This window comes from Pseudomonas izuensis, assembly GCF_009861505.1.
Taxonomy (GTDB): Bacteria; Pseudomonadota; Gammaproteobacteria; order Pseudomonadales; family Pseudomonadaceae; genus Aquipseudomonas; species Aquipseudomonas izuensis.
The window spans coordinates 12,574-39,523 of sequence record NZ_WTFT01000022.1 but is presented as its reverse complement, the minus strand read 5'-3'; the positions used below and the strand labels follow the sequence as shown (position 1 = coordinate 39,523).

The 26,950-nt window shown below is 60.3% G+C and carries 23 protein-coding genes; 16 read left to right on the top strand and 7 right to left on the bottom strand.

Annotated features, from left to right (window positions below; translation table 11 throughout):
* Nucleotides 1–51: 51 nt before the first annotated feature.
* On the top strand, nucleotides 52–942 hold the full coding sequence (locus GPL81_RS18985) for an SMP-30/gluconolactonase/LRE family protein (protein WP_160107951.1): 891 nt from the start codon (nucleotides 52–54) through the stop codon (nucleotides 940–942).
* Between the two features lie 10 nt (nucleotides 943–952).
* Nucleotides 953–1,831, top strand: a complete 879-nt coding sequence (locus GPL81_RS18980) for an aldose 1-epimerase (RefSeq protein ID WP_160107950.1) — start codon at nucleotides 953–955, stop codon at nucleotides 1,829–1,831.
* On the opposite strand, the gene GPL81_RS18975 is transcribed toward GPL81_RS18980, so the two are convergent.
* Nucleotides 1,804–2,610: a sulfite exporter TauE/SafE family protein gene (locus tag GPL81_RS18975; protein WP_160107949.1), complete on the bottom strand. Its 807-nt coding sequence runs from the start codon at nucleotides 2,608–2,610 to the stop codon at nucleotides 1,804–1,806. The genes GPL81_RS18980 and GPL81_RS18975 overlap by 28 nt on opposite strands.
* Before the next feature lie 160 nt (nucleotides 2,611–2,770).
* Between GPL81_RS18975 and GPL81_RS18970 the strand changes: the two genes are divergently transcribed.
* Nucleotides 2,771–3,634, top strand: a complete 864-nt coding sequence (locus tag GPL81_RS18970; RefSeq protein ID WP_160107948.1) for an MBL fold metallo-hydrolase — start codon at nucleotides 2,771–2,773, stop codon at nucleotides 3,632–3,634.
* Nucleotides 3,635–3,765: 131 nt separating this feature from the next.
* Here GPL81_RS18970 and bkdR read toward each other — a convergent pair whose 3' ends face one another.
* Entirely contained in the window at nucleotides 3,766–4,254 is a 489-nt protein-coding gene (bkdR, locus tag GPL81_RS18965; RefSeq protein WP_008059350.1) for a Bkd operon transcriptional regulator BkdR, read from the bottom strand.
* A gap of 185 nt (nucleotides 4,255–4,439) precedes the next feature.
* Here bkdR and GPL81_RS18960 point away from each other — a divergent pair, with 185 nt between their 5' ends.
* The 5 genes from GPL81_RS18960 (at nucleotide 4,440) to GPL81_RS18940 (ending at nucleotide 10,648) form a co-directional block, all read left to right on the top strand.
* Nucleotides 4,440–5,675, top strand: coding sequence for a 3-methyl-2-oxobutanoate dehydrogenase (2-methylpropanoyl-transferring) subunit alpha (locus GPL81_RS18960; protein ID WP_160107947.1), 1,236 nt, complete (start codon nucleotides 4,440–4,442; stop codon nucleotides 5,673–5,675).
* Nucleotide 5,676: 1 nt separating this feature from the next.
* On the top strand, nucleotides 5,677–6,735 hold the full coding sequence (locus GPL81_RS18955) for an alpha-ketoacid dehydrogenase subunit beta (RefSeq protein ID WP_160107946.1): 1,059 nt from the start codon (nucleotides 5,677–5,679) through the stop codon (nucleotides 6,733–6,735).
* Nucleotides 6,736–8,016, top strand: a complete 1,281-nt coding sequence (locus GPL81_RS18950; protein ID WP_160107945.1) for a dihydrolipoamide acetyltransferase family protein — start codon at nucleotides 6,736–6,738, stop codon at nucleotides 8,014–8,016. It begins immediately after the preceding gene.
* Nucleotides 8,017–8,019: 3 nt separating this feature from the next.
* Nucleotides 8,020–9,402, top strand: coding sequence for a dihydrolipoyl dehydrogenase (gene lpdA / locus GPL81_RS18945; protein WP_160107944.1), 1,383 nt, complete (start codon nucleotides 8,020–8,022; stop codon nucleotides 9,400–9,402).
* 226 nt (nucleotides 9,403–9,628) lie between these two features.
* Nucleotides 9,629–10,648 carry a branched-chain amino acid aminotransferase gene (locus GPL81_RS18940; RefSeq protein WP_096510868.1) on the top strand — a complete coding sequence of 340 codons (1,020 nt, stop codon included), beginning with the start codon at nucleotides 9,629–9,631 and terminating at the stop codon, nucleotides 10,646–10,648.
* An 80-nt stretch (nucleotides 10,649–10,728) separates the two neighbouring features.
* On the opposite strand, the gene GPL81_RS18935 is transcribed toward GPL81_RS18940, so the two are convergent.
* Nucleotides 10,729–11,205, bottom strand: coding sequence for an MEKHLA domain-containing protein (locus GPL81_RS18935; RefSeq protein ID WP_160107943.1), 477 nt, complete (start codon nucleotides 11,203–11,205; stop codon nucleotides 10,729–10,731).
* Between the two features lie 359 nt (nucleotides 11,206–11,564).
* Here GPL81_RS18935 and GPL81_RS18930 point away from each other — a divergent pair, with 359 nt between their 5' ends.
* On the top strand, nucleotides 11,565–12,308 hold the full coding sequence (locus GPL81_RS18930; RefSeq protein WP_160107942.1) for an SDR family NAD(P)-dependent oxidoreductase: 744 nt from the start codon (nucleotides 11,565–11,567) through the stop codon (nucleotides 12,306–12,308).
* A gap of 209 nt (nucleotides 12,309–12,517) precedes the next feature.
* On the opposite strand, the gene GPL81_RS18925 is transcribed toward GPL81_RS18930, so the two are convergent.
* Both GPL81_RS18925 and GPL81_RS18920 read right to left on the bottom strand, forming a co-directional pair.
* Nucleotides 12,518–13,789 carry a hypothetical protein gene (locus tag GPL81_RS18925; RefSeq protein ID WP_160107941.1) on the bottom strand — a complete coding sequence of 424 codons (1,272 nt, stop codon included), beginning with the start codon at nucleotides 13,787–13,789 and terminating at the stop codon, nucleotides 12,518–12,520.
* Between the two features lie 275 nt (nucleotides 13,790–14,064).
* Nucleotides 14,065–14,403, bottom strand: a complete 339-nt coding sequence (locus GPL81_RS18920) for an FKBP-type peptidyl-prolyl cis-trans isomerase (RefSeq protein ID WP_160107940.1) — start codon at nucleotides 14,401–14,403, stop codon at nucleotides 14,065–14,067.
* A 183-nt stretch (nucleotides 14,404–14,586) separates the two neighbouring features.
* On the opposite strand from GPL81_RS18920, the gene GPL81_RS18915 reads away from it, so the two are divergent.
* The 3 genes from GPL81_RS18915 to GPL81_RS18905 all read left to right on the top strand — a co-directional run bounded on the left by GPL81_RS18915 (nucleotide 14,587) and on the right by GPL81_RS18905 (nucleotide 17,991).
* The gene (locus GPL81_RS18915; RefSeq protein ID WP_160107939.1) at nucleotides 14,587–15,654 is read left to right on the top strand and encodes a sensor domain-containing diguanylate cyclase; all 1,068 of its coding nucleotides are present in this window, start codon (nucleotides 14,587–14,589) and stop codon (nucleotides 15,652–15,654) included.
* 250 nt (nucleotides 15,655–15,904) lie between these two features.
* Nucleotides 15,905–17,197: an MFS transporter gene (tcuC, locus tag GPL81_RS18910; RefSeq protein ID WP_160107938.1), complete on the top strand. Its 1,293-nt coding sequence runs from the start codon at nucleotides 15,905–15,907 to the stop codon at nucleotides 17,195–17,197.
* Nucleotides 17,198–17,220: 23 nt separating this feature from the next.
* Complete coding sequence (locus tag GPL81_RS18905; RefSeq protein ID WP_160107937.1) at nucleotides 17,221–17,991, top strand: substrate-binding domain-containing protein; 771 nt, start codon at nucleotides 17,221–17,223, stop codon at nucleotides 17,989–17,991.
* Here GPL81_RS18905 and GPL81_RS18900 read toward each other — a convergent pair.
* Nucleotides 17,981–18,895 (bottom strand): LysR family transcriptional regulator, encoded by a 915-nt coding sequence (locus GPL81_RS18900; RefSeq protein ID WP_160107936.1) that lies wholly within the window; start codon nucleotides 18,893–18,895, stop codon nucleotides 17,981–17,983. The two genes, GPL81_RS18905 and GPL81_RS18900, sit on opposite strands and share 11 nt — an antisense overlap.
* Nucleotides 18,896–19,186: 291 nt before the next feature.
* On the opposite strand from GPL81_RS18900, the gene GPL81_RS18895 reads away from it, so the two are divergent.
* Both GPL81_RS18895 and GPL81_RS18890 read left to right on the top strand, forming a co-directional pair.
* Nucleotides 19,187–20,995 carry a monovalent cation:proton antiporter-2 (CPA2) family protein gene (locus GPL81_RS18895; protein ID WP_160107935.1) on the top strand — a complete coding sequence of 603 codons (1,809 nt, stop codon included), beginning with the start codon at nucleotides 19,187–19,189 and terminating at the stop codon, nucleotides 20,993–20,995.
* Nucleotides 20,996–21,126: 131 nt separating this feature from the next.
* Nucleotides 21,127–22,224, top strand: coding sequence for a DNA alkylation repair protein (locus GPL81_RS18890; RefSeq protein ID WP_160107934.1), 1,098 nt, complete (start codon nucleotides 21,127–21,129; stop codon nucleotides 22,222–22,224).
* A gap of 94 nt (nucleotides 22,225–22,318) precedes the next feature.
* On the opposite strand, the gene GPL81_RS18885 is transcribed toward GPL81_RS18890, so the two are convergent.
* A complete protein-coding gene (locus GPL81_RS18885) occupies nucleotides 22,319–23,215 on the bottom strand; it encodes a LysR family transcriptional regulator (protein ID WP_096510848.1) in 897 nt (298 codons plus the stop codon).
* A 132-nt stretch (nucleotides 23,216–23,347) separates the two neighbouring features.
* Here GPL81_RS18885 and GPL81_RS18880 point away from each other — a divergent pair, with 132 nt between their 5' ends.
* Nucleotides 23,348–24,994 carry a GMC family oxidoreductase gene (locus GPL81_RS18880; RefSeq protein ID WP_160107933.1) on the top strand — a complete coding sequence of 549 codons (1,647 nt, stop codon included), beginning with the start codon at nucleotides 23,348–23,350 and terminating at the stop codon, nucleotides 24,992–24,994.
* A 214-nt stretch (nucleotides 24,995–25,208) separates the two neighbouring features.
* The gene (locus tag GPL81_RS18875) at nucleotides 25,209–26,831 is read left to right on the top strand and encodes an MFS transporter (protein WP_160107932.1); all 1,623 of its coding nucleotides are present in this window, start codon (nucleotides 25,209–25,211) and stop codon (nucleotides 26,829–26,831) included.
* The last annotated feature ends 119 nt before the right edge of the window (nucleotides 26,832–26,950 follow it).

The following is a 26,950-nucleotide window of genomic DNA, read 5'->3' as shown; positions in this document are numbered from 1 at the left end:
AATCCTGCTGATCACTTGATCCCCACAACAATCCCAAGGGAATGAGTTGCCATGCAAGCCGAATTGATTGTCGATGCCCGCAACGCAGTCGGTGAAAGCCCGGTCTGGGTCCCCGGGGAAAACGCCCTGTACTGGGTCGATATTCCCGCCGGGGGCCTGCAACGCTGGAGCGCTGATACCGGTCATGTCGACGCTTGGAAAACCCCGGAAATGCTCGCGTGCATCGTCCGCCATCCCGACGGTGGCTGGGTCGCAGGCATGGAGAGCGGCTTTTTCCACCTGACGCCGCACACTGACGGCAGTCTCGACAGCGAACCTCTGGCCCATGTCGATCATGCCCGCCCGGACATGCGCCTCAACGATGGTCGCTGTGACCGTCAGGGGCGTTTCTGGGCCGGCAGCATGGTGCTGAACATGGGCGCCAATGCAGCCGACGGCATGCTTTATCGCTACAGCGCCGGGCAACCCGGGCCGCTGGCAGCACGACTGGGCGGCTTCATCGTGCCCAATGGCCTGGGCTTCAGCCCGGACGGACGCACGATGTACCTGTCCGACTCCCATCCATCGGTCCAGCAGATCTGGGCCTTCGACTACGACATCGACAGCGGCACACCGTCCAATCGCCGGGTCTATGTCGACATGAACCGGTTTGCCGGTCGCCCCGACGGCGCGGCCGTGGATGCCGAAGGCTGCTACTGGATCTGCGCCAATGACGCCGGGTTGATTCACCGCTTCACCCCCGACGGTCGTCTCGACCGCTCCCTGGCCGTTCCCGTGAAAAAACCGACCATGTGCGCCTTCGGTGGCAGTCGACTGGACACACTGTACGTGACCTCGATTCGCCCCGGTGACGACCATGATCCACAGTCACTCGCCGGTGGCGTGTTCGCCCTCGATCCCGGCGTCAAGGGCTTGCCCGAGCCGCTATTTCAGGATCGTTGATACCTTCTCCATGACCATGAAACTGCTCGAACTCAAAGACGAACTCACCCACCTCACCCTCGCCCCCGAACTCGGCGCGAGCATCGTCAACTGGATCGTGCGCGGCAGCGGCCAACCCTTGCTGCGCCACGCCGATGCGCAGGCACTGAACACCGGTTTACCTGGCAAACTCGGCTGTTTCCCGCTGGTACCCTGGTCCAACCGCATCGCCGAAGGCGGTTTCGACTGCCCCGATGGCTGGCTGACCCTGGCATCCAACAGCCTCACCGATCCGTTGCCGATTCATGGCAGTGCCTGGCAGCAACCATGGCAAGTGGTTTTCCAGTCAGCGGACGAAGTGGTCCTGCAACTCGACAGCAGCACGCCCTTCGCCTACCGCGCCCGCCAGCGCTTTCACCTGAGCGCGGGAAAGCTGAGTATCGAGTTGCAGGTCATTCATCTGTCTGAACACGCGGCGTGGCATGGGCTGGGTTTGCATCCTTACTTTCCGCGCACGGCGAACACACGCCTACAGGCACGGGCCGAACAGGTCTGGTTGAGCGATGCGTCCAAACTGCCGACCCGTCTCGTTGCACTCCCCGCCGAATGGGATTTCCAGCAGCCCAAGGCATTACCCGAAACACTGGTCGACAACGGCTTTTGCCAATGGAACGGCCACTGCCTGATCCAGCAGCCGGACCTGGGGTATGAACTGCAGTGCCAGGCCACCGGTAGCGACTACTACCTGCTCTATTGCCCGGCGGGGCTGGGTTTTTTCTGCATCGAACCGGTCAGCCACCCAGTCAACGCGCATCACCTGCCGGGGCGACCGGGGTTGCGTTTGCTGGAGCAAGGTCAATCCACGGCGCTGGGGTTCAATCTTCAGTATCGAGCGTGCACCAACATGTAAACGGCGACGATCAGGCAGACGCTGGCAAACCCTACTTGCAACGCCCGCGCCGGCACGCGGGCGCAGAGTTTTCGGCCGATGATCATGCCGACGATGCTGGAGGCAATGAAAGCCACGCCCAGCCCGTCGATGCGCACCCCGGCGTGCAACGCGCCGATCACGCCGATAGCCGAGATCAGGCTGATCACCATCAGGGACGTGGCGATGATCCCGCGCATTTGCACGTCGGTCAGTTGCTTGAAGGCCGGCACAATCAGAAAGCCGCCACCCACGCCCAGCAATCCCGAGACCACGCCGGTCACCGCGCCGAGGGCCGCGAGGGTCGCGGTGCATTTGGCCGTCCAGGAAAAGCGCCCGGTCTGTTGGTCGAGCATGCAGTTTTTCTGGCCCCAGCTGGCGTGACCGTGATCACTGGGCCCCTCGTCCTTGCGCTCCCGACGCAGCATCCGCCCTGCCACCATGACCATCAGCAGACTGAAGAGGATCATCAGGACCTTTTCCGGCAACTGATGGGCGAAGTAGATGCCCACCGGCGAAAAAACCGCGCCGAGCGCCGCAATCAACAACGCCGCACGATAGCGCACCAGACCGTGACGCAACCCATCGATGGCACCGACCGCCGCCGCGCTGCCCACGGCAAATAGTGCAACGGGTGCCGCCGCGGTCATGCTCCATCCCAGGCCCAGCACCAGCGCCGGTACCGCAAGAATGCCGCCGCCGGCCCCGGTCAAACCGAGCACCAGCCCCATGACCACACCAAAAAAACTCGCCAGCAACATAGAACGCTCGTAATCCATGACAAAGGCCGGGAACGCCCGGTATCGATTGAGTGACAGGATAGAGCCCGCACGGTTTTTTTCATTAACAGAATTGACGCGGGACTGGTCAGCACAGTGAGAATGAAACTAACCTCATGGCTTCTCCACGAAGAAAAACACCATGTCAGCCTTGATTGAAGCCTTTTTTGACGACGCCTCGTCCACCTACAGCTACGTGATCTACGAAGCTGAAGGCGGGCAATGCGCAATCGTCGACCCGGTGCTCGACTACAACGCCGCCGCCGGCCGAACCTCTACCGTGCACGCCGACCGGATCATCGCATTCGTGCGCGAGCATCGCTTGCAAGTGCAATGGCTGCTGGAAACCCACGCCCACGCCGATCACCTCTCCGCCGCGCCGTACCTGCGCCGGGAGCTGGGCGGCAAGATCGCCATCGGCCAATCGATCTGCAAGGTGCAGGACGTATTCAAGGCGCTGTTCAATCTTGAGCCGCAATTCCGTATCGACGGTTCGCAGTTCGATCACCTGTTCGCCCCCGACGAGTCATTCCACATCGGCAACCTCAAGGCCACGGCCCTGCATGTGCCCGGCCATACCCCGGCGGACATGGCGTACCTGATCGGCAACGACGTGATTCTGGTGGGCGATACGCTGTTCATGCCGGACGTGGGTACCGCGCGCTGCGACTTTCCTGGCGGCGATGCCCACCAGATGTTCACCTCGATCCACAAGCTGCTGGCCTTCCCCGCCAGCGTGCGCCTCTACGTCTGCCACGACTACCCGCCCGCGGGCCGCGAACCGGGCTGCATGACCACGGTGGGCGAACAGCGTAAAAGCAACATCCACGTGCGCGACGGCATCGACGAAGCGGCCTTTGTCGACATGCGCACCCGCCGCGATGCCGGGTTAGGCATGCCGACGCTGTTGCTGCCGGCGATTCAGGTCAATGTACGGGCGGGGAATCTGCCACCGGCAGAGGACAATGGCGTGACCTACCTCAAGATCCCCCTGAACAAATTCTAAGCCCGACCCCCTGCGCAAACTAAACCTGTGGGAGCAAAGCTTGCTCGCGATGGCGGCGTATCAGGCACCATCGCAGTTGACTGGACGGACGCCATCGCGAGCAAGCTTTGCTCCCACAGGGTTTGCTTACCTCAGGTACCTAGGGTCAAGCCGTTGGCCGGCAACGGCAACGCCGTCTTGTAGCGCACCTGCTTGAGCGCAAAGCTCGAACGAATGTTGGCCACGCCCGGCACCTTGGTCAGAAAGTCCATCATGAAACGCTCCAGCGACTGGATGGTTGGCACCAGGACCCGGATCAGGTAATCCGGGTCGCCGGCCATCAGGTAACACTCCATCACTTCCGGGCGATCCGAGATCGCCTCCTCGAAATGCTGCAACGCCTCCTCCACCTGTTTTTCCAGGCTGACATGGATGAACACGTTCACGTGCAACCCCAGCAGGTCGGCATCGAGCAGGGTCACTTGCTCGCGAATCAGGCCCAGTTCTTCCATCGCCTTGACCCGGTTGAAACACGGCGTTGGCGACAGGTTGACCGAGCGCGCGAGGTCAGCGTTGGTGATGCGTGCGTTCTCTTGAAGGCTGTTGAGAATGCCGATGTCGGTACGGTCCAGTTTGCGCATGAGACAAAAACACCTGTTTTTTATGTTTATGCAGATTTTTTATCTGCAAATGATCTTTAGCGCAACGAAACAGAGAGAAATATTCTTCTTGGCCGGGCCTATGATTGTTGTAGGACAAGATTTCGTTTACCGAACGAAGCCTGTCAGCTCACTACAAGAAATTCACAAGATCGAGCGTAGAAGCCATGAACCAAGCGTACGAACCGCTGCGCCTTCACGTCCCCGAACCTTCGGGCCGTCCCGGCTGTAAAACCGACTTCTCCTACTTGCACCTGACCGATGCCGGCACGGTGCGCAAACCCCCAATCGACGTTGAACCCGCCGAAACGGCCGACCTGGCCCGCGGCCTGATTCGCGTGCTCGACGATCAGGGCAATGCCCTGGGTCCGTGGGCCGAAGGCGTGCCGGTGGAGATCCTGCGCAAAGGCATGCGCGCCATGCTCAAGACGCGGATCTACGACAACCGCATGGTCGTCGCCCAGCGCCAGAAGAAAATGTCCTTCTACATGCAGAGCCTCGGCGAAGAAGCCATCGGCAGTGCCCAGGCCCTGGCGTTGAACATCGACGACATGTGCTTCCCTACCTACCGTCAGCAAAGCATCCTGATGGCCCGCGACGTACCGCTGGTCGACCTGATCTGCCAGCTGCTGTCCAACGAGCGCGATCCGCTCAAGGGACGCCAGTTGCCGATCATGTACTCGGTCAAGGAAGCCGGTTTCTTCACCATTTCCGGCAACCTCGCCACCCAATTCGTACAAGCCGTAGGCTGGGCCATGGCCTCGGCGATCAAGGGCGATACCAAGATCGCCTCGGCGTGGATCGGCGATGGCGCCACCGCCGAATCGGACTTCCACACCGCCCTGACCTTCGCCCACGTGTACCGCGCGCCGGTGATCCTCAACGTGGTCAACAACCAGTGGGCCATCTCCACCTTCCAGGCGATTGCCGGTGGTGAAGCCACCACCTTCGCCGGTCGAGGTGTCGGTTGCGGCATCGCTTCCCTGCGGGTCGACGGCAACGACTTCTATGCGGTCTACGCCGCGTCTGCCTGGGCCGCCGAACGCGCCCGCCGCAACCTCGGCCCGACCATGATCGAATGGGTCACCTACCGCGCCGGCCCGCACTCGACCTCCGATGATCCGTCCAAATACCGTCCTGCCGACGACTGGAGCCACTTCCCGTTGGGCGATCCGATCGCGCGCCTCAAGCAGCACCTGATCAAGGTCGGCCACTGGTCCGAAGAGGAACACACCGCCGTCAGCGCCGAACTGGAAGCCGAAGTGATCGCCGCGCAGAAGCAAGCCGAGCAGTTCGGCACCCTCGCCGGCGGCCAGATTCCAAGCGCCGCGACCATGTTCGAAGACGTCTACAAAGAGATGCCGGAGCATTTGAAGCGCCAGCGTCAAGAGCTGGGGATCTGACATGAACGATCACAACAACAATATCCAGCTGGAAACCGCCATGACCACGACCACCATGACCATGATCCAGGCCCTGCGCTCGGCCATGGATGTGATGCTTGAGCGCGACGAAGACGTCGTGGTGTTCGGCCAGGACGTGGGCTACTTCGGCGGCGTGTTCCGTTGCACCGAAGGCTTGCAAACCAAGTACGGCACCTCACGGGTATTCGACGCACCGATCTCCGAAAGCGGCATCGTCGGCACCGCCGTGGGCATGGGCGCCTACGGCCTGCGCCCGGTAGTGGAGATCCAGTTCGCCGACTACGTGTACCCGGCCTACGACCAGATCATTTCCGAAGCCGCCCGCCTGCGTTATCGCTCGGCCGGTGAATTCACCGCGCCGCTGACCCTGCGCATGCCTTGCGGCGGCGGTATCTATGGCGGCCAGACTCACAGCCAGAGCATCGAGGCGCTGTTCACCCAGGTCTGCGGCCTGCGCACCGTCATGCCGTCCAACCCGTACGACGCCAAAGGTTTGCTGATCGCCTCCATCGAAAACGATGACCCGGTGATCTTCCTTGAGCCAAAGCGCCTTTACAACGGCCCGTTCGATGGCCACCACGAGCGTCCGGTAACCCCGTGGTCGAAACACCCTGCCGCACAGGTTCCGGACGGCTACTACACGGTGCCACTGGACGTTGCCGCTATCGCCCGTCCGGGCAAGGACGTCACCGTGCTGACCTACGGCACCACTGTCTACGTGTCGCAAGTCGCCGCTGAAGAAAGCGGTGTGGATGCCGAAGTCATCGACCTGCGCAGCCTGTGGCCGCTGGACCTGGAAACCATCACCAAGTCGGTGAAGAAAACCGGGCGCTGCGTGATCGTTCACGAAGCGACTCGCACCTGCGGTTTCGGTGCCGAACTGGCCGCACTGGTGCAAGAGCACTGTTTCCATCACCTGGAAGCGCCGATCGAACGCGTCACCGGTTGGGACACCCCCTACCCGCACGCGCAAGAGTGGGCGTATTTCCCAGGGCCGTCCCGTGTGGGCGCGGCGTTGAAACGGGTCATGGAGGTCTGAATGGGCACGCACGTTATCAAGATGCCGGACATTGGCGAAGGCATCGCAGAAGTTGAATTGTCTCAGTGGCACGTGAAAGTCGGCGACATGGTTGTCGAGGATCAGGTGCTGGCCGATGTCATGACTGACAAGGCGATGGTGGATATTCCGTCGCCGGTGCATGGCAAGGTGATCGCATTGGGTGGTGTGCCCGGCGAAGTCATGGCGGTTGGCAGTATCCTGATCAGCATTGAAGTCGAAGGCGCGGGCAACGTGAAGGAATCGGCTGCACCAGCGGCGGCTCCCGTGAAAGAAGCGCCAGCAGTCACCGCGCCGAAAGTCGAACCGGTCGTGGAAAGCAAACCGGTAGCAGCAGCACCGCGTCCGGCAGCCGTATGCCAGGGACCGATGGTCGCCCGCGAAGCCAATGAGCGTCCGCTGGCCTCCCCGGCCGTGCGCAAACATGCGCTGGACCTCGGCATTCAGTTGCGTCTGGTACGTGGCTCCGGCCCGGCCGGTCGTGTTCTGCACGAAGACCTCGATGCCTATCTGGCTCAAGGTCAGTCCAATGCATCGTCCGTCAGCAGCGCCTACATCCAGCGTAACGACGAAGAGCAGATCCCGGTGATCGGCATGCGCCGCAAGATTGCCCAGCGCATGCAGGACGCCACGCAACGCGCCGCACACTTCAGCTATGTCGAAGAAATCGATGTGACCGCCGTGGAAGAGCTGCGCGCGCACCTCAACGAGAAACACGGCGCGACCCGCGGCAAGCTGACCCTGCTGCCATTCCTGGTCCGCGCCATGGTCGTCGCCCTGCGCGACTTCCCGCAGATCAACGCCCGCTACGACGACGAAGCCCAGGTCATCACCCGCCTCGGCGCGGTGCACGTGGGCATCGCCACCCAGGCCGACATCGGCTTGATGGTGCCGGTGGTGCGTCACGCCGAAACTCGCAGCCTGTGGGACAGTGCGGCGGAAATTGCCCGCCTGGCCACCGCCGCACGCAACGGCAAGGCCAGCCGCGATGAGCTGTCCGGCTCCAGCATCACCCTGACCAGCCTTGGCGCGTTGGGCGGCATCGTCAGCACCCCGGTGCTGAACCTGCCGGAAGTGTCGATTGTCGGCGTGAACAAGATCGTCGAACGGCCAATGGTGATCAAAGGCCAGATCGTGGTCCGCAAGATGATGAACCTCTCCAGCTCCTTCGATCACCGCGTGGTCGACGGCATGGACGCGGCGCTCTTCATCCAGGCCATCCGTGGCCTGCTCGAACAACCCGCCACGCTGTTTATGGAGTAAGTCATGCAAACTCTGCACACCACGCTGCTGATCATCGGCGGCGGCCCTGGCGGTTATGTGACGGCAATCCGTGCCGGCCAACTCGGTATCTCGACCATTCTGGTGGAAGGCGAATCATTGGGTGGCACCTGCCTGAACATCGGCTGCATTCCGTCCAAGGCGCTGATTCACGTTGCCGAGCAGTTCCATCAAACGCAGCGCCACAGCCAGCAGTCGACACTGGGCATCAACGTGTCGGCGCCGACTCTGGAAATCAGCAAAAGCGTCGAGTGGAAGGACGGTATCGTCGATCGCCTGACCACCGGCGTCGCGGCGCTGCTGAAAAAGAACAAGGTTCAGGTCATTCAAGGCTGGGCCAAAGTGGTTGACGGTAAAACCGTCGACGTTGGCGACACGCGCATTATTTGCGAACACTTGGTGCTGGCCACGGGTTCCAAAAGCGTGAACCTGCCAATACTGCCGATGGGTGGTCCGATCATTTCCTCCACCGAAGCCCTGGCACCGAAGTCCGTTCCGAAGCGGTTGATCGTGGTCGGTGGCGGTTATATCGGTCTGGAGCTGGGGATTGCCTATCGCAAGCTCGGTGCCGACGTCAGCGTGGTCGAGGCCCAGGAGCGCATCCTGCCGGCCTACGACGCCGAGTTGACCCAGCCGGTACATGAAGAACTGAAGAAACTTGGCGTGAGGCTTTACTTGAATCACAGCGTGCAAGGCTTTGATTCAAATACAAATACCCTGCAAGTCAGTACGCCCGATGATCGCACATTGAATCTGGAAACCGATCAGGTGCTGGTCGCCGTTGGCCGCAAACCGAATACCCAAGGCTGGAACCTCGAAGCGTTGAACCTGGACATGAACGGTTCGTCGATCAAGATCGACAACCGCTGCCAGACCAGCATGCGCAACGTGTATGCCATCGGTGACCTGAGTGGCGAACCGATGCTCGCCCACCGGGCCATGGCCCAGGGCGAGATGGTCGCCGAGTTGATCAGCGGTAAGTCCCGCGAATTCAACCCCACCGCCATCGCCGCCGTGTGTTTCACCGACCCGGAACTGGTGGTAGTCGGCCAGACCCCGGACGAGGCCAACGCCGCCGGCCTGGACTGCATCGTTTCCAGCTTCCCGTTCGCCGCCAATGGCCGGGCGATGACGCTGGAGTCGAAAAGCGGCTTCGTGCGCGTGGTCGCCCGTCGCGACAATCATGTGATTGTCGGCTGGCAGGCGGTGGGCGTTGGGGTCTCCGAATTGTCCACGGCGTTCGCGCAAAGCCTGGAGATGGGCGCGCGACTGGAAGACATCGGCGGCACCATCCATGCCCATCCGACGCTCGGTGAGGCGGTGCAGGAAGCGGCGCTGCGGGCCCTTGGCCACGCACTCCACCTGTAACCAGACCTGTGGGAGCAAAGCTTGCTCGCGATGAAAGCACCGCGGTGCACCTGCGAAACCGTGTCATCGTTCATCGCGGGCAAGTCGGGTCGCCGCATCGCTTGTTCCCACAAGGAACGCATTTCAGGCTGCGAAACATCAGCCGAATGAAGTATTGTTGTGCCCATCCGGAAAAACGTCAGAAGCCTTGAACCGTTTCGGCGGTTGTTAAGTGAAAGAGGGTGTCATGGGTAACGAAAGCATCAACTGGGACAAGCTGGGTTTTGACTACATCAAGACCGACAAACGCTATCTGTCGTACTTTCGCAATGGCGAATGGGACAAAGGCACCCTGACCGAAGACAACGTGCTGCACATCAGCGAAGGCTCTACTGCCCTTCACTATGGCCAGCAATGCTTCGAAGGCCTGAAGGCCTATCGTTGCAAGGACGGCTCGATCAACCTGTTCCGCCCGGACCAGAACGCCGCGCGCATGCAGCGCAGCTGCGCCCGCCTGCTGATGCCGCATGTGTCCACCGAACAGTTCATCGAAGCCTGCAAGGAAGTGGTGCGCGCCAACGAGCGCTTCATCCCGCCTTACGGTACCGGCGGCGCGCTGTACTTGCGCCCGTTCGTGATCGGCGTGGGTGACAACATCGGCGTGCGTACCGCCCCCGAGTTCATCTTCTCGGTGTTTGCGATCCCGGTCGGCGCCTACTTCAAGGGCGGCCTGACCCCGCACAACTTCCTGATTTCCACCTACGACCGTGCCGCGCCACAAGGCACCGGCGCAGCCAAGGTCGGTGGCAACTACGCCGCCAGCCTGATGCCGGGCTCCCAGGCCAAGAAGGCGCACTTCGCCGACTGCATCTACCTGGACCCGCTGACCCACACCAAGATCGAGGAAGTCGGTTCGGCCAACTTCTTCGGGATCACCCACGACAACAAGTTCGTGACCCCGAACTCGCCGTCGGTGCTGCCGGGCATCACCCGCCTGTCGCTGATCGAGCTGGCCAAGACCCGTCTGGGCCTGGAAGTGATCGAAGGCGACGTGTTCATCGACAAGCTCTCGGACTTCAAGGAAGCCGGTGCCTGCGGCACTGCTGCCGTGATCACGCCGATCGGCGGCATCAACTACAACGATCACCTGCACGTGTTCCACAGCGAAACCGAAGTCGGCCCGATCACCCAGAAGCTCTACAAAGAGCTGACCGGCGTGCAAACCGGCGACATCGAAGCGCCAGCAGGCTGGATCGTCAAGGTTTGATCTGACGTCAACCCGCCCTAAAAATCGCCGCCCTCGGTTGTCGAAGGCGGCGATTTTTTTTGTCTGGCGCCAGGGCGGGCCTAAGCCAGGTGGCCCACACGCTCCGGGTCCGGCCAGAACAAGGCCGCCTGACCACAAGGAGCACCCTGCTCGTCTATCAGCGTCCACACGCTGCCGTGGTGAATCATGAAGGCTTGGCCCGAGCGGTCCACCCGGTAACCGCTATAGCCATGGGCAATGCCCTTGGCCGTGACTTGCTCCAGCAGGAATTGGCGCATTTCCCAATCCAAAGGCGATGCGCTGAAACGCGAAGGCATGCCGATGAACTGCTCACGCGGGTATTTGAAACTGGCGAGCGCCTGCTCGTTAGCATAGTAGAACAGTGGATCAGCCTCCGTGCCGTGGGCCAGCAAGGCATACGGCGCCTGAGCATGCAGCCAGGCCAGACGCTCGTGTTCACCCAGGGAATCCGGTGCGGGCAAGGGGACGCCGGTCCAGTGTCGGTAAGCGATATCCAGTTGTTGAACCAACGCTGTGAATTCGTTGAGTGACGACATGGGTTTCCTTGCAGAACGATGGTGAGGGAGACGTCGCGCAATGACGCTACTGAAAATCCACCCTGAAAAACAGCCCCACATACATGAATCGCTCTTTGTAGGAGCGAGCCCGCTCGCGATGGTCGTTAACGATTACGCTTAAGGCCAGGTACCCATCGGCGCATTGCCGTTTTTCGCGAGCAGGGCTCGCTCCTACAGGTGCCTGTCAATAAGACCAAATGCAGTCTTAATGACCAGGTCAAGATCCAGTCATAACGACCACACCTCGTCTGTAACACCCGGTTTTTCGGGCCCGTCCTGTTGGCCTGCTTTTTGGTACGTGAACAGCGAAAGCTTATTTACCCAAAAGGAAACCGTGTATGAACAATGCTTTTCAGGATCGCCTTGCCGTCGTCACTGGCGCCAGTTCCGGCATAGGCCTGGCCGTTACCGAGCGGCTGCTTACCCAAGGCGCTCGCGTACTGGCCATGTCGCGCCAGATCGGTGACCTCGGCGATTTAGCGGAGCGCTTCACGACACAGCTCTCGTGGGTGACCGGTGATGTCACCCGGCAGGCCGACCTGGAGCGGCTGGCAAAACAGGCCTCGACCATGGGCCCGGTCAGTTTCCTGGTGCCCAACGCCGGTATTGCGGAACTGGCCGATGGGCTGGACCTGGCAGCATTCGACCGGCAATGGGCGGTCAACGGCGCCGGGGCACTGAACACCCTGGCCTGCCTGCGTGGGCAACTGGCGGCGACCGCCTCGGTGGTGTTCATCGGTACTTTCCTGGCGCAAGTGACCTTTCCGGGCCTGGCGGCCTACATCGCCTCCAAAGCCGCATTGATCCACCATGCCCGCACCCTGGCGGTAGAACTGGCGCCCCACGGCATTCGCATCAACACCGTGTCCCCCGGCCCCACCGCCACACCTATCTGGTCAACGCTGGGATTGAAAAACGAAGAGCTGAGCCAGGTCGCCAACACGGTCAATCAGCGTTTGCTCGACGGTCAATTCCTGGAGCCTGGCGCCGTTGCCGACGTGATTTTGTTTCAGCTCGGCAACGGTGCACGCAATGTGATCGGCCAGGACTGGGTGGTCGATAGTGGGTATACGTTGCGATAGTTACGGCGTGTAGATCAAAAGATCGCAGCCTGCGGCAGCTCCTACAGAGATCTAATGTTCACTCGATCCATGTAGGAGCTGCCGCAGGCTGCGATCTTTTGATTTTGCGACCCAGGCAGATGCATCCGACCGACGCATGCTCCAGCTCAGGCACGGGCACGGGCACGGGCACGGGCAAGCAAAGCGGCGGCGTGATGCCACTCGCACCATCACGGATAGAAATTCGATATGACTTCACGGCGCTCATTAATTCGCCGCACAGCATTAGCAGTCCCCACGTTGCCCAAAGGAAACCCCTTGTAAGCTTTACTTGGAGTTGACCACAGCATCAGGGTTTCGTGAGCCTCATCCTGATTCATAATAGTCCGAAATAATTTCCCTTGATGATGACCATTCATGTACGTTGGATTACTTGGATTGCGCCAATCATAGCTATGATCAACCCCAATGTTATGCCCCATTTCATGAACAGGAGTAATGCCTGAAAAACATTTTGAATCCACTACAGAAAAAGCTGTATCTACCCTTGAATTAAGCCATGCTCTCCCACACAGAACATCAGGCGGAAACCAAGCCGCATACATAACTAAATCGCTACGACTTGCATCTCGAAGGGGCGCTATGATGGAACCCAAGTTCGGATCATCCTTATCCCTCATCTTGCCCAAGACTTTAGACATCGATAAGCCATGCATCATCGGCGAATAGTTTATAGTCTTAAAATCACTCAATCTAAAAATAACATCAACACCACTATTCCTGTTCGCTGAATTGGCTTTTTGCACCATCAGCATCGCATCAAGAAGATCTATGCTAGGTTCAAAGGCTGATGATGCAACGACAAGAACATCTATTACACTATAAGGGGTCTTCGGTGATGTCACCTCGACATCAGCAGGCAATTGATTGCTTGCCGATAGAGGTTCATCAGGCGGAACTTTCGATTCATCTATTTTTACAAAAATATACGTTTTATCCTTCAGCGTCCTAAGCGAATACTCATCCCCCGCAACCCACAACGAGCCTGCAACCTCATCTCCTTTACGCAGAATGAGTGCAGAATTCAATGGATCAACATCGACCTCCTCCTTCGATGGATATTGAACATGCCTGTCTGAATCAATTTGCCCCTCCCATGACGATATTCCATTCTCAAGTTCTTTAGATGCAATCAACCGATAGGAGACGTTTTTATTATCTGCAACTTTAACAACCAACTCCTTGGTATCCGGTGCGATCAACGCTGTATTCACGCCAACAAACCTGACCTCTTCGTTGGCCGGGGTAGATCGTAGTATCTCTAGCTCTTTAGCCTCTTTTTTTTGCATCTCCACCTGTTCGGCTTCGGGAACAAAAGTTAACAGCTCATTGGGCGAACCGGCATAGCTCGGGGAAGCAAGCATCATGCACGCGCTGCCAAAACTTAACGACCTCGTGATCAACACCTGTATTGACTTGCAATTGCGAGCAACTTCAAGCATGGCACTATCCTCACAAGTAGAGAACTCGTCCATGCATTGAAATTCACTTTCGCTTATTCAACAACTGTCACAGTTGACAGGGTGTATACCTATACACCCTGTCAACTATACTCAAACCTAAACAAATAACTGAAATAAACTACTGTTTATTCTAGAGAACTTTTCGAAAGTATCGGCCAAGCCCTCCTGACAATACAACAAAGCGTACCCGTCACTCGCCTCGTAGTTTTGGCCAGACTTTGCCATTTCAGACCGCGCGTAATGCCCCCGATTGATCAGTCATCCCGCGTCTGTACTTCCAGCAATTCAATCTCGAAAACAAGGTTCGAGTTCGACGGGATCTTGCCCATCGTGCGCTCGCCATAGCCCAGATGCGCCGGCACCAGCAATTTGCGCTTGCCACCGACTTGCATGCCCATGATGCCCTGGTCCCAGCCCTTGATCACACGCCCGGTGCCGATCACGCACTGGAACGGCTTGCCCCGGCTCCAGGAAGAATCGAATTCAGTGCCGTCTTCCAGCCATCCGCGGTACTGCGTGGTGATCAGTGCGCCTTTGACGGCGGCTTTTCCGTCACCTACCTGGAGTTCGATTACCTGAAGGTCGTCATTCATTGTTTTCACTCGTATCCTTGTTGCCCGAAAGGCTTGATGGGCGCCGTTTTCCCAGATTTTCAGCCAATTGGCAACCATCGCCGCCACTTGACGATGGTTTGCCGCTGTTTGCCGAAGTTAGGCTGAACTAAGCTAACCCCCACTTCTCCACACGGTTCACTACGCCATGATGGCAATCTTCGAATGATATTGCTTTGGACCAGCGCCGCCATCGGCTCGATGATGCTCATTTTGATCGTCGTGTTGATCGGTCGCGAGCGCGGGTTACGCAGGCAACTGGCCGAATATCGCTCGATCATCAATGACCTGGCCGAGGGCCATAACATCCGCCAGGACGGTGACGTCGAGCGCTTCAAGCGCAGCCAGTACTTCGCCCGCATCGGCACCTGGGACTGGGATGTCGACACCGACAAGCTCTACTGGTCCGAAGCAATCTACGCCATGTTCGGGTTCAGGATCGGCGAAGTGACCCCCTCCTACAGCCTGTTTTGCGCCTGTGTGCACCCGGACGACCGGGCCAGGGTCCGGGCCGGCGAGCTGCGCTGCCTGGCAACCGGCGAAAACCACGACGAGGAATACCGCGTGGTCTGGCCCGACGGCACCATCCGCTGGCTGCGGGAAACCGGTAATGTGGTCAAGAACAATCACGATGAAACCATCAAGATGATGGGCGTGGTGCGCGATATCACCGAGGAAAAAGCCTCGGCCAGCTACCTGCAACACTTGGCCCATTTCGACCCGTTGACCGGATTGCCCAACCGGCTGGTGCTGGAGGAACGCCTGTCCGATGCACTGGAACAGGCGCGAGTCAGCGCCACCAGGGTGGCACTGGTGTTTGTCGACCTTAACGGTTTCAAGGCCATCAATGACCGCTACGGACATGCGGCCGGCGACCGTGTGTTGATCACCACCGCCACACGGCTGAAAAAAATACTGAACACCGCCGACACCGTCGCCCGGATCGGCGGCGACGAATTCGTGGTCATTCTCCAGGGCCTGCCCCAAGGCATCTGCCTGCAGGATGAAGCCCGCAGCATCTGCCAGAAAATCTTCGTCGAACTCTCCCCGCCCGTGACCATCGGCAATGACCAGCGCCACATCGGCACCAGCCTGGGCGTCGCCGTATTCCCCGACCATGCACCCAGCATGGACCGGCTGATCCACATTGCCGACCTGGCGATGTATGAGGCCAAGCGCAGCGGGAACAATCAGTATCGGTTGGGTGAGCAGGCAGTGTTTCATCCAACATGAATGCTGACTGGCAGGGCCTCATCGCGGGCAAGCCTTGCTCCCACAGATCGCAGTGATGCTTCTGTGGGAGCAAGTCTTGCCCGCGATGGCATCCGCCCATACGACACAGCTACATTGATCCACCCCGCGCATCAATGCATGCCAACTATGCAATTAACATATCGCTCCCCCTGCTCCACTATCCGCCCCAATAAGAACCGTGCGCCGCGTCCAGGCGACGCACGTCATAAAAGCGGTGGAGTACTTATCTATGACAGCCTCAATCCCACGCGGACGCTCCCGCGCCAGTGCGATTTTCCGGGTTACCTCGGGTAACTTCCTTGAACAGTTCGACTTCTTCCTCTTCGGTTTTTACGCCACGCAAATCGCTGCCGTGTTCTTCCCGGCCAGTAGCGAATTCGCCTCGCTGATGATGACCTTTGCCGTATTCGGCGCAGGCTTCCTGATGCGTCCACTGGGTGCCGTGGTGCTGGGTGCGTACATCGATGATGTGGGCCGACGCAAAGGCTTGATCGTGACGTTGTCGATCATGGCCAGCGGCACGATCCTGATCGTACTGGTGCCCGGTTATGAAACCATCGGCCTGTTCGCCCCCGCGCTCGTGCTCATTGGCCGCTTGCTACAGGGCTTCTCGGCCGGCGCGGAACTGGGTGGTGTTTCGGTGTATCTCTCGGAGATCGCGACGCCTGGCAATAAAGGCTTTTTCACCAGTTGGCAGTCGGGCAGCCAGCAAGTGGCGATCGTCGTCGCGGCTGCGTTGGGCTATGGCCTGAACCAATGGATGGCGCCAGCGGTGATTGCCGACTGGGGCTGGCGGATTCCGTTTTTCGTCGGCTGCATGATCGTGCCCTTCATCTTCTTCCTGCGCCGTAACCTGGAAGAGTCTGAAGAATTCGCCGCGCGCAAACACCGGCCAAGCATGGCCGAAGTGTTCCGCACCCTGGCACAGAACTGGGTGATCGTCATCGCCAGCATGTTGATGGTGGCCCTGACCACCACGGCGTTCTACCTGATCACCGTGTACGCGCCGACTTTCGGCAAGACGGTGCTGCACCTGAGCACATCCGATGCATTGCTGGTGACCTTGCTGGTGGGTGTCTCGAACTTCTTCTGGCTGCCGATCGGTGGCGCGTTGTCGGACCGCATCGGGCGGCGTCCGGTGTTGATTGCCATGTCTCTGCTGGCACTCGCTTCGACCTACCCGGCGCTGTCGTATCTGGTGCAGGCGCCGAGCTTCCTCAACATGCTGTTGGTGCTGCTGTGGTTGTCGTTCATTTACGGTTTGTACAACGGCGCGATGATTCCGGCGCTGACTGAAATCATGCCGGTGGAGGTGCGGGTCGCGGGGTTCTCCCTGGCCTACAGCCTGGCTACCGCAGTCTTTGGCGGGTTCACCCCAGCGATGTCGACGTTGCTGATCCAGTACAGCGGCGACAAGGCTGCGCCCGGCTACTGGATGAGTTTCGCGGCACTCTGCGCGTTGTGCGCGACGCTGTTTCTCTATCGCCGTGCCAGTGGTCGCCTGCAACCGGCCCTGTCGTGAACCTGCCCTGTTCGAGAATGCCCATGAAGAAGCTATTTAATGTCGCGGCCCTGGCGGTGCTCATCAGCGTGAGCGCTGTCGCCCATGCGCAAGAGATTCGCGTGATGACCTCCGGTGGCTTCACCGCCGCCTACAAGATCCTCGGCCCGAAGTTCGCCGCCTCCACCGGCAACACCCTCGACACGGCCCTCGGCCCGTCGATGGGCAAAGCCCCGGAAGCGATCCCCAACCGCCTCGCCCGGGGAGAACGAGCCGACGTGGTGATCATGGTCGGCTACGCGCTGGACGATCTGATCAAGCAAGGCAAAGTCGATCCGGCATCCCGGGTCGAACTGGCTGACTCACGGATCGGCCTGGTGGTTCGCGAAGGCGCGCCCAAGCCGGACATCAGTTCCGTCGACAGTCTGAAAAAGACATTGCTCGACGCCAAGTCAGTCGCCTATTCAGACAGCGCCAGCGGCGTGTATATCGAACAGCAATTGTTCAAACGCCTGGGCATCGAGGATCAGCTCAAAGCCAAGTCGACGATGGTGCCGAAAATCCCCGTGGCCTCCGTGGTTGCCACTGGCGACTATCAATTGGGATTCCAGCAGGTCAGCGAGTTGCTGCCGGTGCCAGGAGTGACTTTTGTGGCGAAGATTCCGGAGTCGGTGCAATCGGTCACCCGTTTTGCCGCGGGTGTTCCGGTGGGCGCGCAACACCCGGCCGAGGCCAAGGCGCTGCTGGCGTTCATGGCTTCGGCCCAGGCTCAGGCGGATGTGAAAGCCACTGGGCTGGACTCGGTCAGTCACTGAGGGTCGGCGGCACGACTTTCATTTCCACCACCAGGCGCTCCAGCGCCAGGGCGGCCGGGGTCAGCGTGCGCCCCCGGCGCTTGATCAGTCCGACACTGCGCATCACCTGTGGGTCGGTGAGCGTCACCCGCGTCAGAATCGGGTGGTCCGCAGCCGGCATCGCCATCAACGGCACCGCCGCCACGCCCAGCCCCGCTTCCACCAGGCCGATCATGGTCGTCACGTGCAGGGTTTCACAGATGCTCTGCCGCTGCGGCACCACCCGGGCCAGCGCCTGATCCAGCAGAAAGCGGTTGCCCGACGTCTTGCCCAGCGAGATGTAGTCCTGCTGATAAAACTCGTCCCAGGTCACGCTGGTGCGCCCGGCCAACGGATGATCGCGTCGGCAGGCCACCACATAACTCTCTTGCACCAACGGCTCGAAATCCACTTCGGCCTCAAGGGTACCCATGAAGCTCAGGCCAAAATCCGCCTCGCCGTTGACCACCGCACTCAGCACTTCGTGAGCGCTGGAATCCAGCACCTTGACCTTGATTCGTGGAAATTGCCGGTGATAGTGAGCGATGACCCGCGGCATGAAGTAGTACGCCGCCGACGGCACACAGGCGACGGTGACATGGCCGAGTCGGGTCGAAGCGACTTCACTGATGCCCAGCAACGCCACGTCCAGATCGTCCAGCAGACGCTCGACGTTGGGAATGAAACCGCGCCCGGCCTGGGTCAGGCTGACTTTGCGCGTGGTTCGATCGAACAATCTCACGCCGAGGGCGTCCTCCAGCTTTTCTATCCGTCGGCTCAGGGCTGGCTGAGAGATGCGCACGGCATCGGCAGCCTTGCGAAAGCTGCCCTGCTCGACCACCGCGCGAAAGGCTTGCAGGTCGTTGAGGTCGAAATTGATGGCCATGGTGCGCACCCGGGGTCGAATCCGATTGATCCGATTGGTCTATGAATGTAAGCAATTAATGCAAAATGTAACATCATCTGTGCATGTCAGGCCGCCATCGCGAGCAGGCTCGCTCCCACAGTTGTTGGGTGACGTTTATACATTTTGTGACCGACACCCGCCTCTGTGGGATCGAGCTTGCTCGCGATGACGGCCTGTCAGCCAACAACGATGCACGGCCAAAGCTGACGCACGAAGCCTCAGCCTTTATCCTTGTCGCCCCCGCCTTACCGAGTAAATGGAGTTTTTCCCATGCCCCATGAAGGCAATCTATTGCAAGCCGCCGTCGTGTTTCTGTTCGCGGCAGTCCTCACCGTTCCCCTGGCTAAACGCCTGCAACTGGGGGCGGTGCTGGGTTATCTGTTTGCCGGGGTGATCATCGGCCCCTCGGTGCTGGGCCTGATCGGCAACCCGAGCAGTGTCAGCCACATCTCGGAACTCGGCGTGGTGCTGCTGCTGTTCATCATCGGCCTGGAATTGTCGCCGCGACGCCTGTGGGTGATGCGCAAATCGGTATTCGGCGTAGGTCTGGCGCAAGTGCTGTTGACCGGCTCGGTGATTGGCGTGGTGGCGCTGTTTCTGTTTGGCCAACCCTTGAACAGCTCGATCGTGCTGGGCCTGGGGCTGGCCCTGTCGTCCACCGCGTTTGGCCTGCAAAGCCTGGCCGAGCGCAAGGAACTGACCAGCCCCCATGGGCGACTGGCCTTCGCGATTCTGTTGTTTCAAGACATCGCCGCGATCCCGTTGATCGCCATGGTGCCGTTGCTGGCCGGCGTCGATCACAACGCCAGCGCGGCGCAAGATGTGAACCATGGTTTGCGGGTGCTGGGCAGTATCGCTGTGGTGGTGATCGGCGGCCGTTATCTGTTGCGTCCGGTATTCCGGGTGGTGGCAAAAACCGGTTTGCCGGAGGTGTCTACCGCCACCGCGCTGCTGGTGGTGATCGGCACCGCATGGCTGATGGATCTGGTCGGGGTGTCCATGGCCCTCGGCGCGTTTCTCGCTGGCCTGCTGCTGGCGGACTCCGAGTACCGTCATGAGCTGGAAGCGCAAATCGAACCGTTCAAGGGCCTGTTGCTGGGTCTGTTTTTCATCAGTGTCGGCATGGGCGCGAACCTGAGCCTGCTGCTGAGCGCGCCGATCACGGTATTGGGCCTGACCCTGCTGCTGATCGCGATCAAGCTGCCGTTACTGTTCATTGTGGGCCGATTGGCCGGGGGCTTGAGCAAAGTCAGCGCCATTCGCCTGGGCATCGTCCTGGCGGCCGGAGGTGAGTTTGCCTTTGTGGTGTTCAAGATTGGCCGCGATCAAGGCTTGTTCGAACCGCGCCTGTACGACTTGCTGGTGCTGGCCATCACCCTGTCCATGGCCGTCACACCCTTGCTGCTGCTGGCATGCGCGCGTCTGGTCAGCCCCAAGGTGCAACCGGTGGTGGTGCCGGAGAAATTCCGCGAAATCGATACCGATGCGCCCCGCGTAGTGATCGCCGGCATGGGCCGTATGGGCCAGATCGTGGCGCGGATCCTGCGGGCACAGAACATCAAGTTTGTCGCCCTCGACACCTCGGTGGAAACCATCGAGCTGTCCCGCAGTTTCGGCGGTGTGCCGGTGTTCTACGGCGACCCGATGCGCCCGGAAATCCTCAGCGCGGCCAAGGTCGAGCAAGCCGAGTTCTTCGTGATTGCCACCGATGACCCGGACACCAACATCAAGACCGCCGAGCTGGTGCACAAGCTCTACCCGCACATGAAGATCATCGCCCGTGCCCGTAACCGCCAGCATGTGCATCGTTTGGTGGACGTGGGTGCCCACGCCGTTCGCGAAACCTTTTATTCGAGCCTGGAAATGAGCCGGCAGACGCTGATCGGCCTGGGCTTGACCCAGGCCCAGGCCGATGCGCGGATCAAGCGCTTCAAGCATCACGACGAACAGGTACTCGAAGCCCAGCATGCGATCTACGACGATGCGGCGAAAGTCATGCAGACGGCGCAGGAAGCACGGGCGGAACTGGCGCGGTTGTTTGAGTCGGATCAGCTGGAAGAGCAAGCCGGTAAAAAATGAGGCGGCTGTGATGGCCTCATCGCGGGCAAGCCTTGCTCCCACAGTGAACGCGAAACCTGTGGGAGCAAGGCTTGCCCGCGATGAACGATAACGCGGTTTATCAGACGAACCCAATTTTCAAGGACACTGCTTTGGCCGACCAATCCTCCCCCGCCCTGAAGGAAATCTTCAACGCCGAGCGCCTCGAGCACATCGCCATCGAGATGACCGCGGTCTATCCCGACTTCGACGCCAAGGCGTTCCTGAAACTGGCCAAGGCGGGGCTGGCGGATCTGTCGGTGATGCAGCGCATGGCCCGCGTCAGCGAATGCCTGCATGCGGTATTGCCGCTGGACTATGAAGCGTCGCTGGAGATGTTGCGCGCCCTCGCCCCGCGCCTCAACAGCGGCTTTGTCAGCATGTGCCTGCCGCATTACGTGGCGACTTACGGCGCAGACCGGTTCGAGTTGTCCATGGAGGCTCTCAAGTACTTCACCGCGTTCGGCTCTTCGGAGTTCGCGGTCCGCCCATTCCTGCGCAACAATTTCGAGCGTTCACTGCAGTTGATGCACGACTGGTCGCTGGATGACAACGAGCATGTCCGGCGCCTGGCCAGCGAAGGTTGCCGCCCGCGCCTGCCATGGTCGTTTCGCCTGGAGCGGATTCAGGCCGACCCGAGTCTCGCCGCAAACATTCTCGACAACCTCAAGGCCGATCCCAGTCTGTACGTGCGCAAGTCCGTGGCCAACCACCTCAACGACATCACCAAGGAGCATCCCGAGTGGGTGCTTGATCTGATCGAGGGCTGGTCACTGGACAACAAGCACACCGCCTGGATTGCCCGGCACGCCCTGCGCAGCCTGATCAAGCAAGGCAATCAGCGGGCGCTGGCGATCATGGGAGCCGGTGGCAAGCCTGAAGTCGAGATCATCGATGTGCAGGTCAACCCGCCAGTGATTGGCCTGGGAGAGAAAATCACCCTGTCTTTCGCCGTCAAATCCACGGTCGAGGCCAGCCAGCGCCTGGTGATCGACTACGCCATCGATTACGTGAAAGCCAATGGCAGCACCTCGTCGAAGGTGTTCAAGCTCAAGGCCCTGACCCTGCCGGGCAATGCCACCGAATCCATCGCCCGTAGCCAGCACATCAAGGCACTCACCACCCGCCGGCACTACGCCGGCACGCATGCGGTGCATGTATTGGTGAATGGCGAACGGCTGGCGAGCACGGCGTTCGAAATCCTTCCTTGAAACACGACCCGGCACTCTGTGGGAGCAAAGCTTGCTCGCGATAGCGTCAATTCAGGCACACCGCGTTATCGTTGATCGCGAGCAAGCATTGCTCCTACAAGGGTTGTGCACCCAGCAAGAGATCCTGTTCACGCTCACACAACTGCACCACGTAATCCCACATCACCCGCAATCGCACGGATTTGTGCAGCTCGCGGCGGGTGCTGATCCAATAGCTGCGCAGGATGCTTTCATCCGCAAATAGCGGCACCAGCCCGGGGTCGGCGCTGGCCATGTAGCACGGCAACACGGCGATGCCCAGGCCCGCGCGGGCGGCCTGTTGCTGGGCGATCACGCTGGTGCTATGGAAGACCACCTGCGGGTTGCGGCAGAAGCTGTTGAGGAACATCAGTTCCTGGCTGAACAGCAGGTCGTCGACGTAACCGATCCAGGCATGCCGGCCCAGGTCTTCTCGATTGACCAGCGGTGGCGCCTTGTCGAGATAATCCTGGCTGGCATACAGCGCCAGGCGATAGTCGGTGAGTTTGCGCGTGACCAGCATGTCGGCGGCCGGGCGTTCGAGGTGGATGCTGATTTCCGCCTCTCGGTTGAGGATGCTGACGAAGCGCGGCACCGCCACCAACTCAACCTCCAGGCCCGGATAACGTTCGAACAGGCCGTTCATGCGGCTGGCGAGAAACATGATGCCCAGCCCTTCCGTGACCCCGACGCGGATCTTGCCCAGCGGCGCCGTGGATTGGGTGATTTCCTCCTGGGCCAGCAGCGCGACGTTTTCCATGGCTTCGGCGTGCTTGAGCAGCGCCTCGCCGGCCGGTGTCAGCTCATAGCCCTGGGCATGCTGCACGAACAGCGCGGTGCCGAGGCTCTTTTCGATGGCCTCGATATGCCGTGCCACCGTGGCATGGGTGGTGTTCAGGCGGCGGGCCGCAGTGAGCAACCGCCCGCTGCGCTGCAACTCCAGAAAAAACCGCAGGTCATTCCAGTCGAACATGAATCATCCTTGAACTCGGCCATTGAAGACGCTGTTTAAAAACGCACAGCAGCTGGGTAAAAACTAACATTCTTTAAACGAAAGCTAACAACTAGGATGGAACACAACAAGAACAACAACACGAGGTCAGGGATGCAAACCGCCCTTGATGAATACGACTACATCGTGGTCGGCGCCGGGCCGGCCGGTTGTTTGCTGGCCAATCGGCTATCGTCCGACCCGCAACACCGGGTGCTGCTGCTCGAAGCCGGTGGCCGCGACAACTATGCGTGGATTCACATCCCCGTGGGTTATCTGTTTTGCATCGGCAACCCGCGCACCGACTGGTGCTACAAGACCGAAGCGCAACCCGGCCTGCAAGGCCGTGCCTTGAGTTATCCGCGCGGCAAAGTGCTGGGTGGCTGCTCGTCGATCAACGGCATGATCTACATGCGCGGCCAGGCCGGCGATTACGACCGCTGGGCCGCCGATGGCAACCCCGGCTGGCGCTGGCAGGACGTACTGCCGTTGTTCAAGAAAAGCGAAAATCACTTTGCCGGGGCGTCCGAGTTTCATGGTGCCGACGGCCAATGGCGAGTGGAACGCCAGCGCCTGTCGTGGCCGATTCTCGATGCCTTCCGCAGTGCCGCCGAGCAAAGCGGCATTGCCAGCATCGATGACTTCAACCAGGGCGATAATGAAGGTTGCGGCTATTTCCAGGTCAACCAGAAGGCCGGCATCCGCTGGAACGCGGCCAAGGCGTTTCTCAAGCCGATCCGCCACCGCCCGAATCTGACCGTGCTGACCGGGGTCGAGGTCGACCGCGTGCTACTGGAAAACGCCCGCGCCTCGGCGGTCAGTGTCCGCTGGCAGGGTCAGGCGAAAACCTTCAAGGCGCGCAAGGAAATCATCCTGTGCGCCGGCTCCGTCGGTTCGCCGAGCATCCTGCAACGATCAGGGATCGGCCCTCGCCCGCTGTTGCAACGCCTGGGCATCGGCGTCATTCATGAACTGTCTGGCGTGGGCGGCAATCTGCAAGATCACCTGCAATTGCGGCTGATCTACAAACTGGAAAATGCCCGCACGCTCAATCAGATTGCCGGCAGCCTGTGGGGCAAGATGGGCATGGGCCTGCGTTATCTGTACGACCGCAGTGGCCCGCTGTCCATGGCGCCAAGCCAACTGGGCGCCTTCGCCCGCTCGGGGCCGGAGCAGACTTCGGCCAATCTTGAGTACCACGTGCAACCGTTGTCCCTGGAGCGCTTCGGCGAACCGCTGCATGCCTTCCCGGCGTTCACGGCATCGGTTTGCGACTTGCGTCCGCAAAGTCGAGGCAAGGTGGAAATCCGCTCCGCGAATCCACAAGAAGCACCGTTGATCCAGCCCAACTACCTGAGCCATCCGGAAGACTTGCGCGTTGCCGCCGACGCCATTCGCCTGACCCGGCGCATCGTTGCCGCGCCGGCCCTGCAAGCGTTCAAGCCCGTCGAATACTTGCCCGGCGACAGCCTGCAAAGCGAAGAACAACTGCACGAAGCCGCCGCGCGGATCGGCACCACGATTTTCCATCCGGTCGGTACCTGCCGCATGGGCAACGATGCGGATGCAGTGGTCGATGCCCAACTGCGCGTCCACGGCGTCCCCGGCCTGCGCATCGCCGACGCCTCGATCATGCCGCGCATCACCTCGGGCAATACCTGTTCGCCGACGCTGATGATCGCGGAGAAGGCTGCGCAACTGATCCTCAACCCCGACACAAGGAGCATCACCCAGACAATGGAACTGGTCGCACATCCCTGAATCCTGCACGCCCCCTGTAGGAGCGAGCCTGCTCGCGATGAACCTGAGCACGCACGTGGATGTCAGGTTTATAGCGTTATCGTTGACGACCATCGCGAGCAGGCTCGCTCCTACAAGTAACGAGTACACCCGATACATCGAAGTAGCGGCACCCGCCCACAAGGCAGGCGCCGACAGTGGAACAACAAAAACAATCACTGTGAGGGATACCGATATGTCAGAACATGTTCAGCCCCTGGAAGCCGTGCGCAGCGCGGGCACCAGTCAGGAAACCCAGAAAGTCATCTTCGCCTCGTCACTCGGCACGGTCTTCGAGTGGTATGACTTTTTCCTCTATGGCGCCCTCGCGGCGGTGATCAGCAAGCAGTTTTTCGCCGGGGTCAACGACACCACGGCGTTCATCTTTGCCCTGATGGCCTTCGCCGCCGGTTTCATTGTCAGGCCGTTCGGCGCCCTGGTGTTCGGCCGGTTGGGGGACATGATCGGACGTAAATACACCTTCCTCGCCACCATCATCCTCATGGGCCTGGCGACCTTTTGCGTCGGCCTGTTACCGAACTACGCCAGCATCGGCATCGCCGCGCCGATCATCCTCGTGGCGCTGCGCATGCTCCAGGGCCTGGCCCTGGGCGGCGAGTACGGTGGTGCCGCGACCTATGTTGCGGAACACGCGCCCATCGGCAAACGCGGCTTCCACACCAGCTGGATTCAGTCCACCGCCACCCTCGGCCTGTTGCTGTCGCTGCTGGTGGTGCTGGGCTGCCGCTACTTCACCGGCGATCAGTTCGAAGTCTGGGGCTGGCGCATTCCGTTCCTGTTTTCGATCATCCTGCTGGGCATTTCGACCTGGATTCGCCTGAGCCTGCACGAGTCGCCGGCCTTCGTGAAAATGAAAGAAGAAGGCAAACTCTGCAAGTCGCCGATCCGCGACTCCTTCGGCAAATGGGAAAACCTCAAGGTCGTGTTGATCGCCCTGTTCAGCATCAATGCCGGGCAGGCCGTGACCTTCTACGCGGCACAGTTCTACGTGCTGTTCTTCCTCACCCAGTTCCTGAAAATGGACCCGGCCGTGGCCAATGGCCTGCTGATCGTCAGCGTGACCATCGGCGCGCCGTTCTTCATTTTCTTCGGCTGGCTGTCGGACAAGGTCGGGCGTAAACCGGTGCTGATGCTCGGCCTGTTGCTGGCCACTGCCCTGTACTTCCCGATCTTCAAGACCCTGGCCCACTACGCCAACCCGGCCATCGACCAGGCCAGCCGTCAGGCACCGATCACTGTGCTGGCCGACCCGGCCACTTGCACCTTCCAGTTCGACCCGGTGGGCAAGGCGAAATTTGATAGCCCCTGCGACAAGGTCAAGACCTTCCTGGTCAAGCAGGGTCTGCCGTACAACAGCGCCGCCGCCCCGACTGGCAGCGGCGTGCAGGTGAGTGTCGGCGACGTGAAGATCGACGGCTTCGACGAGGCTGCCCTGCGCGGTGCGGTGACCCTCGCCGGCTACCCGCAACAGGCCGACACGCAGCAGATCAACAAACCGATGATCGTGGCGCTGATCGTCGCGTTGATCATCATCTCCGCCATGTGCTACGGCCCATTGGCGGCGCTGATGGTCGAATTGTTCCCGACCCGCATTCGCTACACCTCGATGTCCCTGCCCTACCACATCGGCAATGGCTGGTTTGGTGGCTTCCTGCCAACCGTGTCGTTTGCGCTGGTGGTGTACACCGGGGATATTTTCTACGGGCTGTGGTACCCGGTGCTGATTACCGGGGTGAGCCTGGTGGTGGGGATGATTTGCCTGCGTGAGACGCGGAACGTGGATCTGGACAAAAACTGATGTGAACTGTGGGAGCGAGCCTGCTCGCGAATAGGCCGTGTCAGTCGACGTTAATGTCGCCTGATACACCGCTTTCGTCGGAACGCCGCCCGGAGCCGGCTCGCTCCCACAGTGGTTTG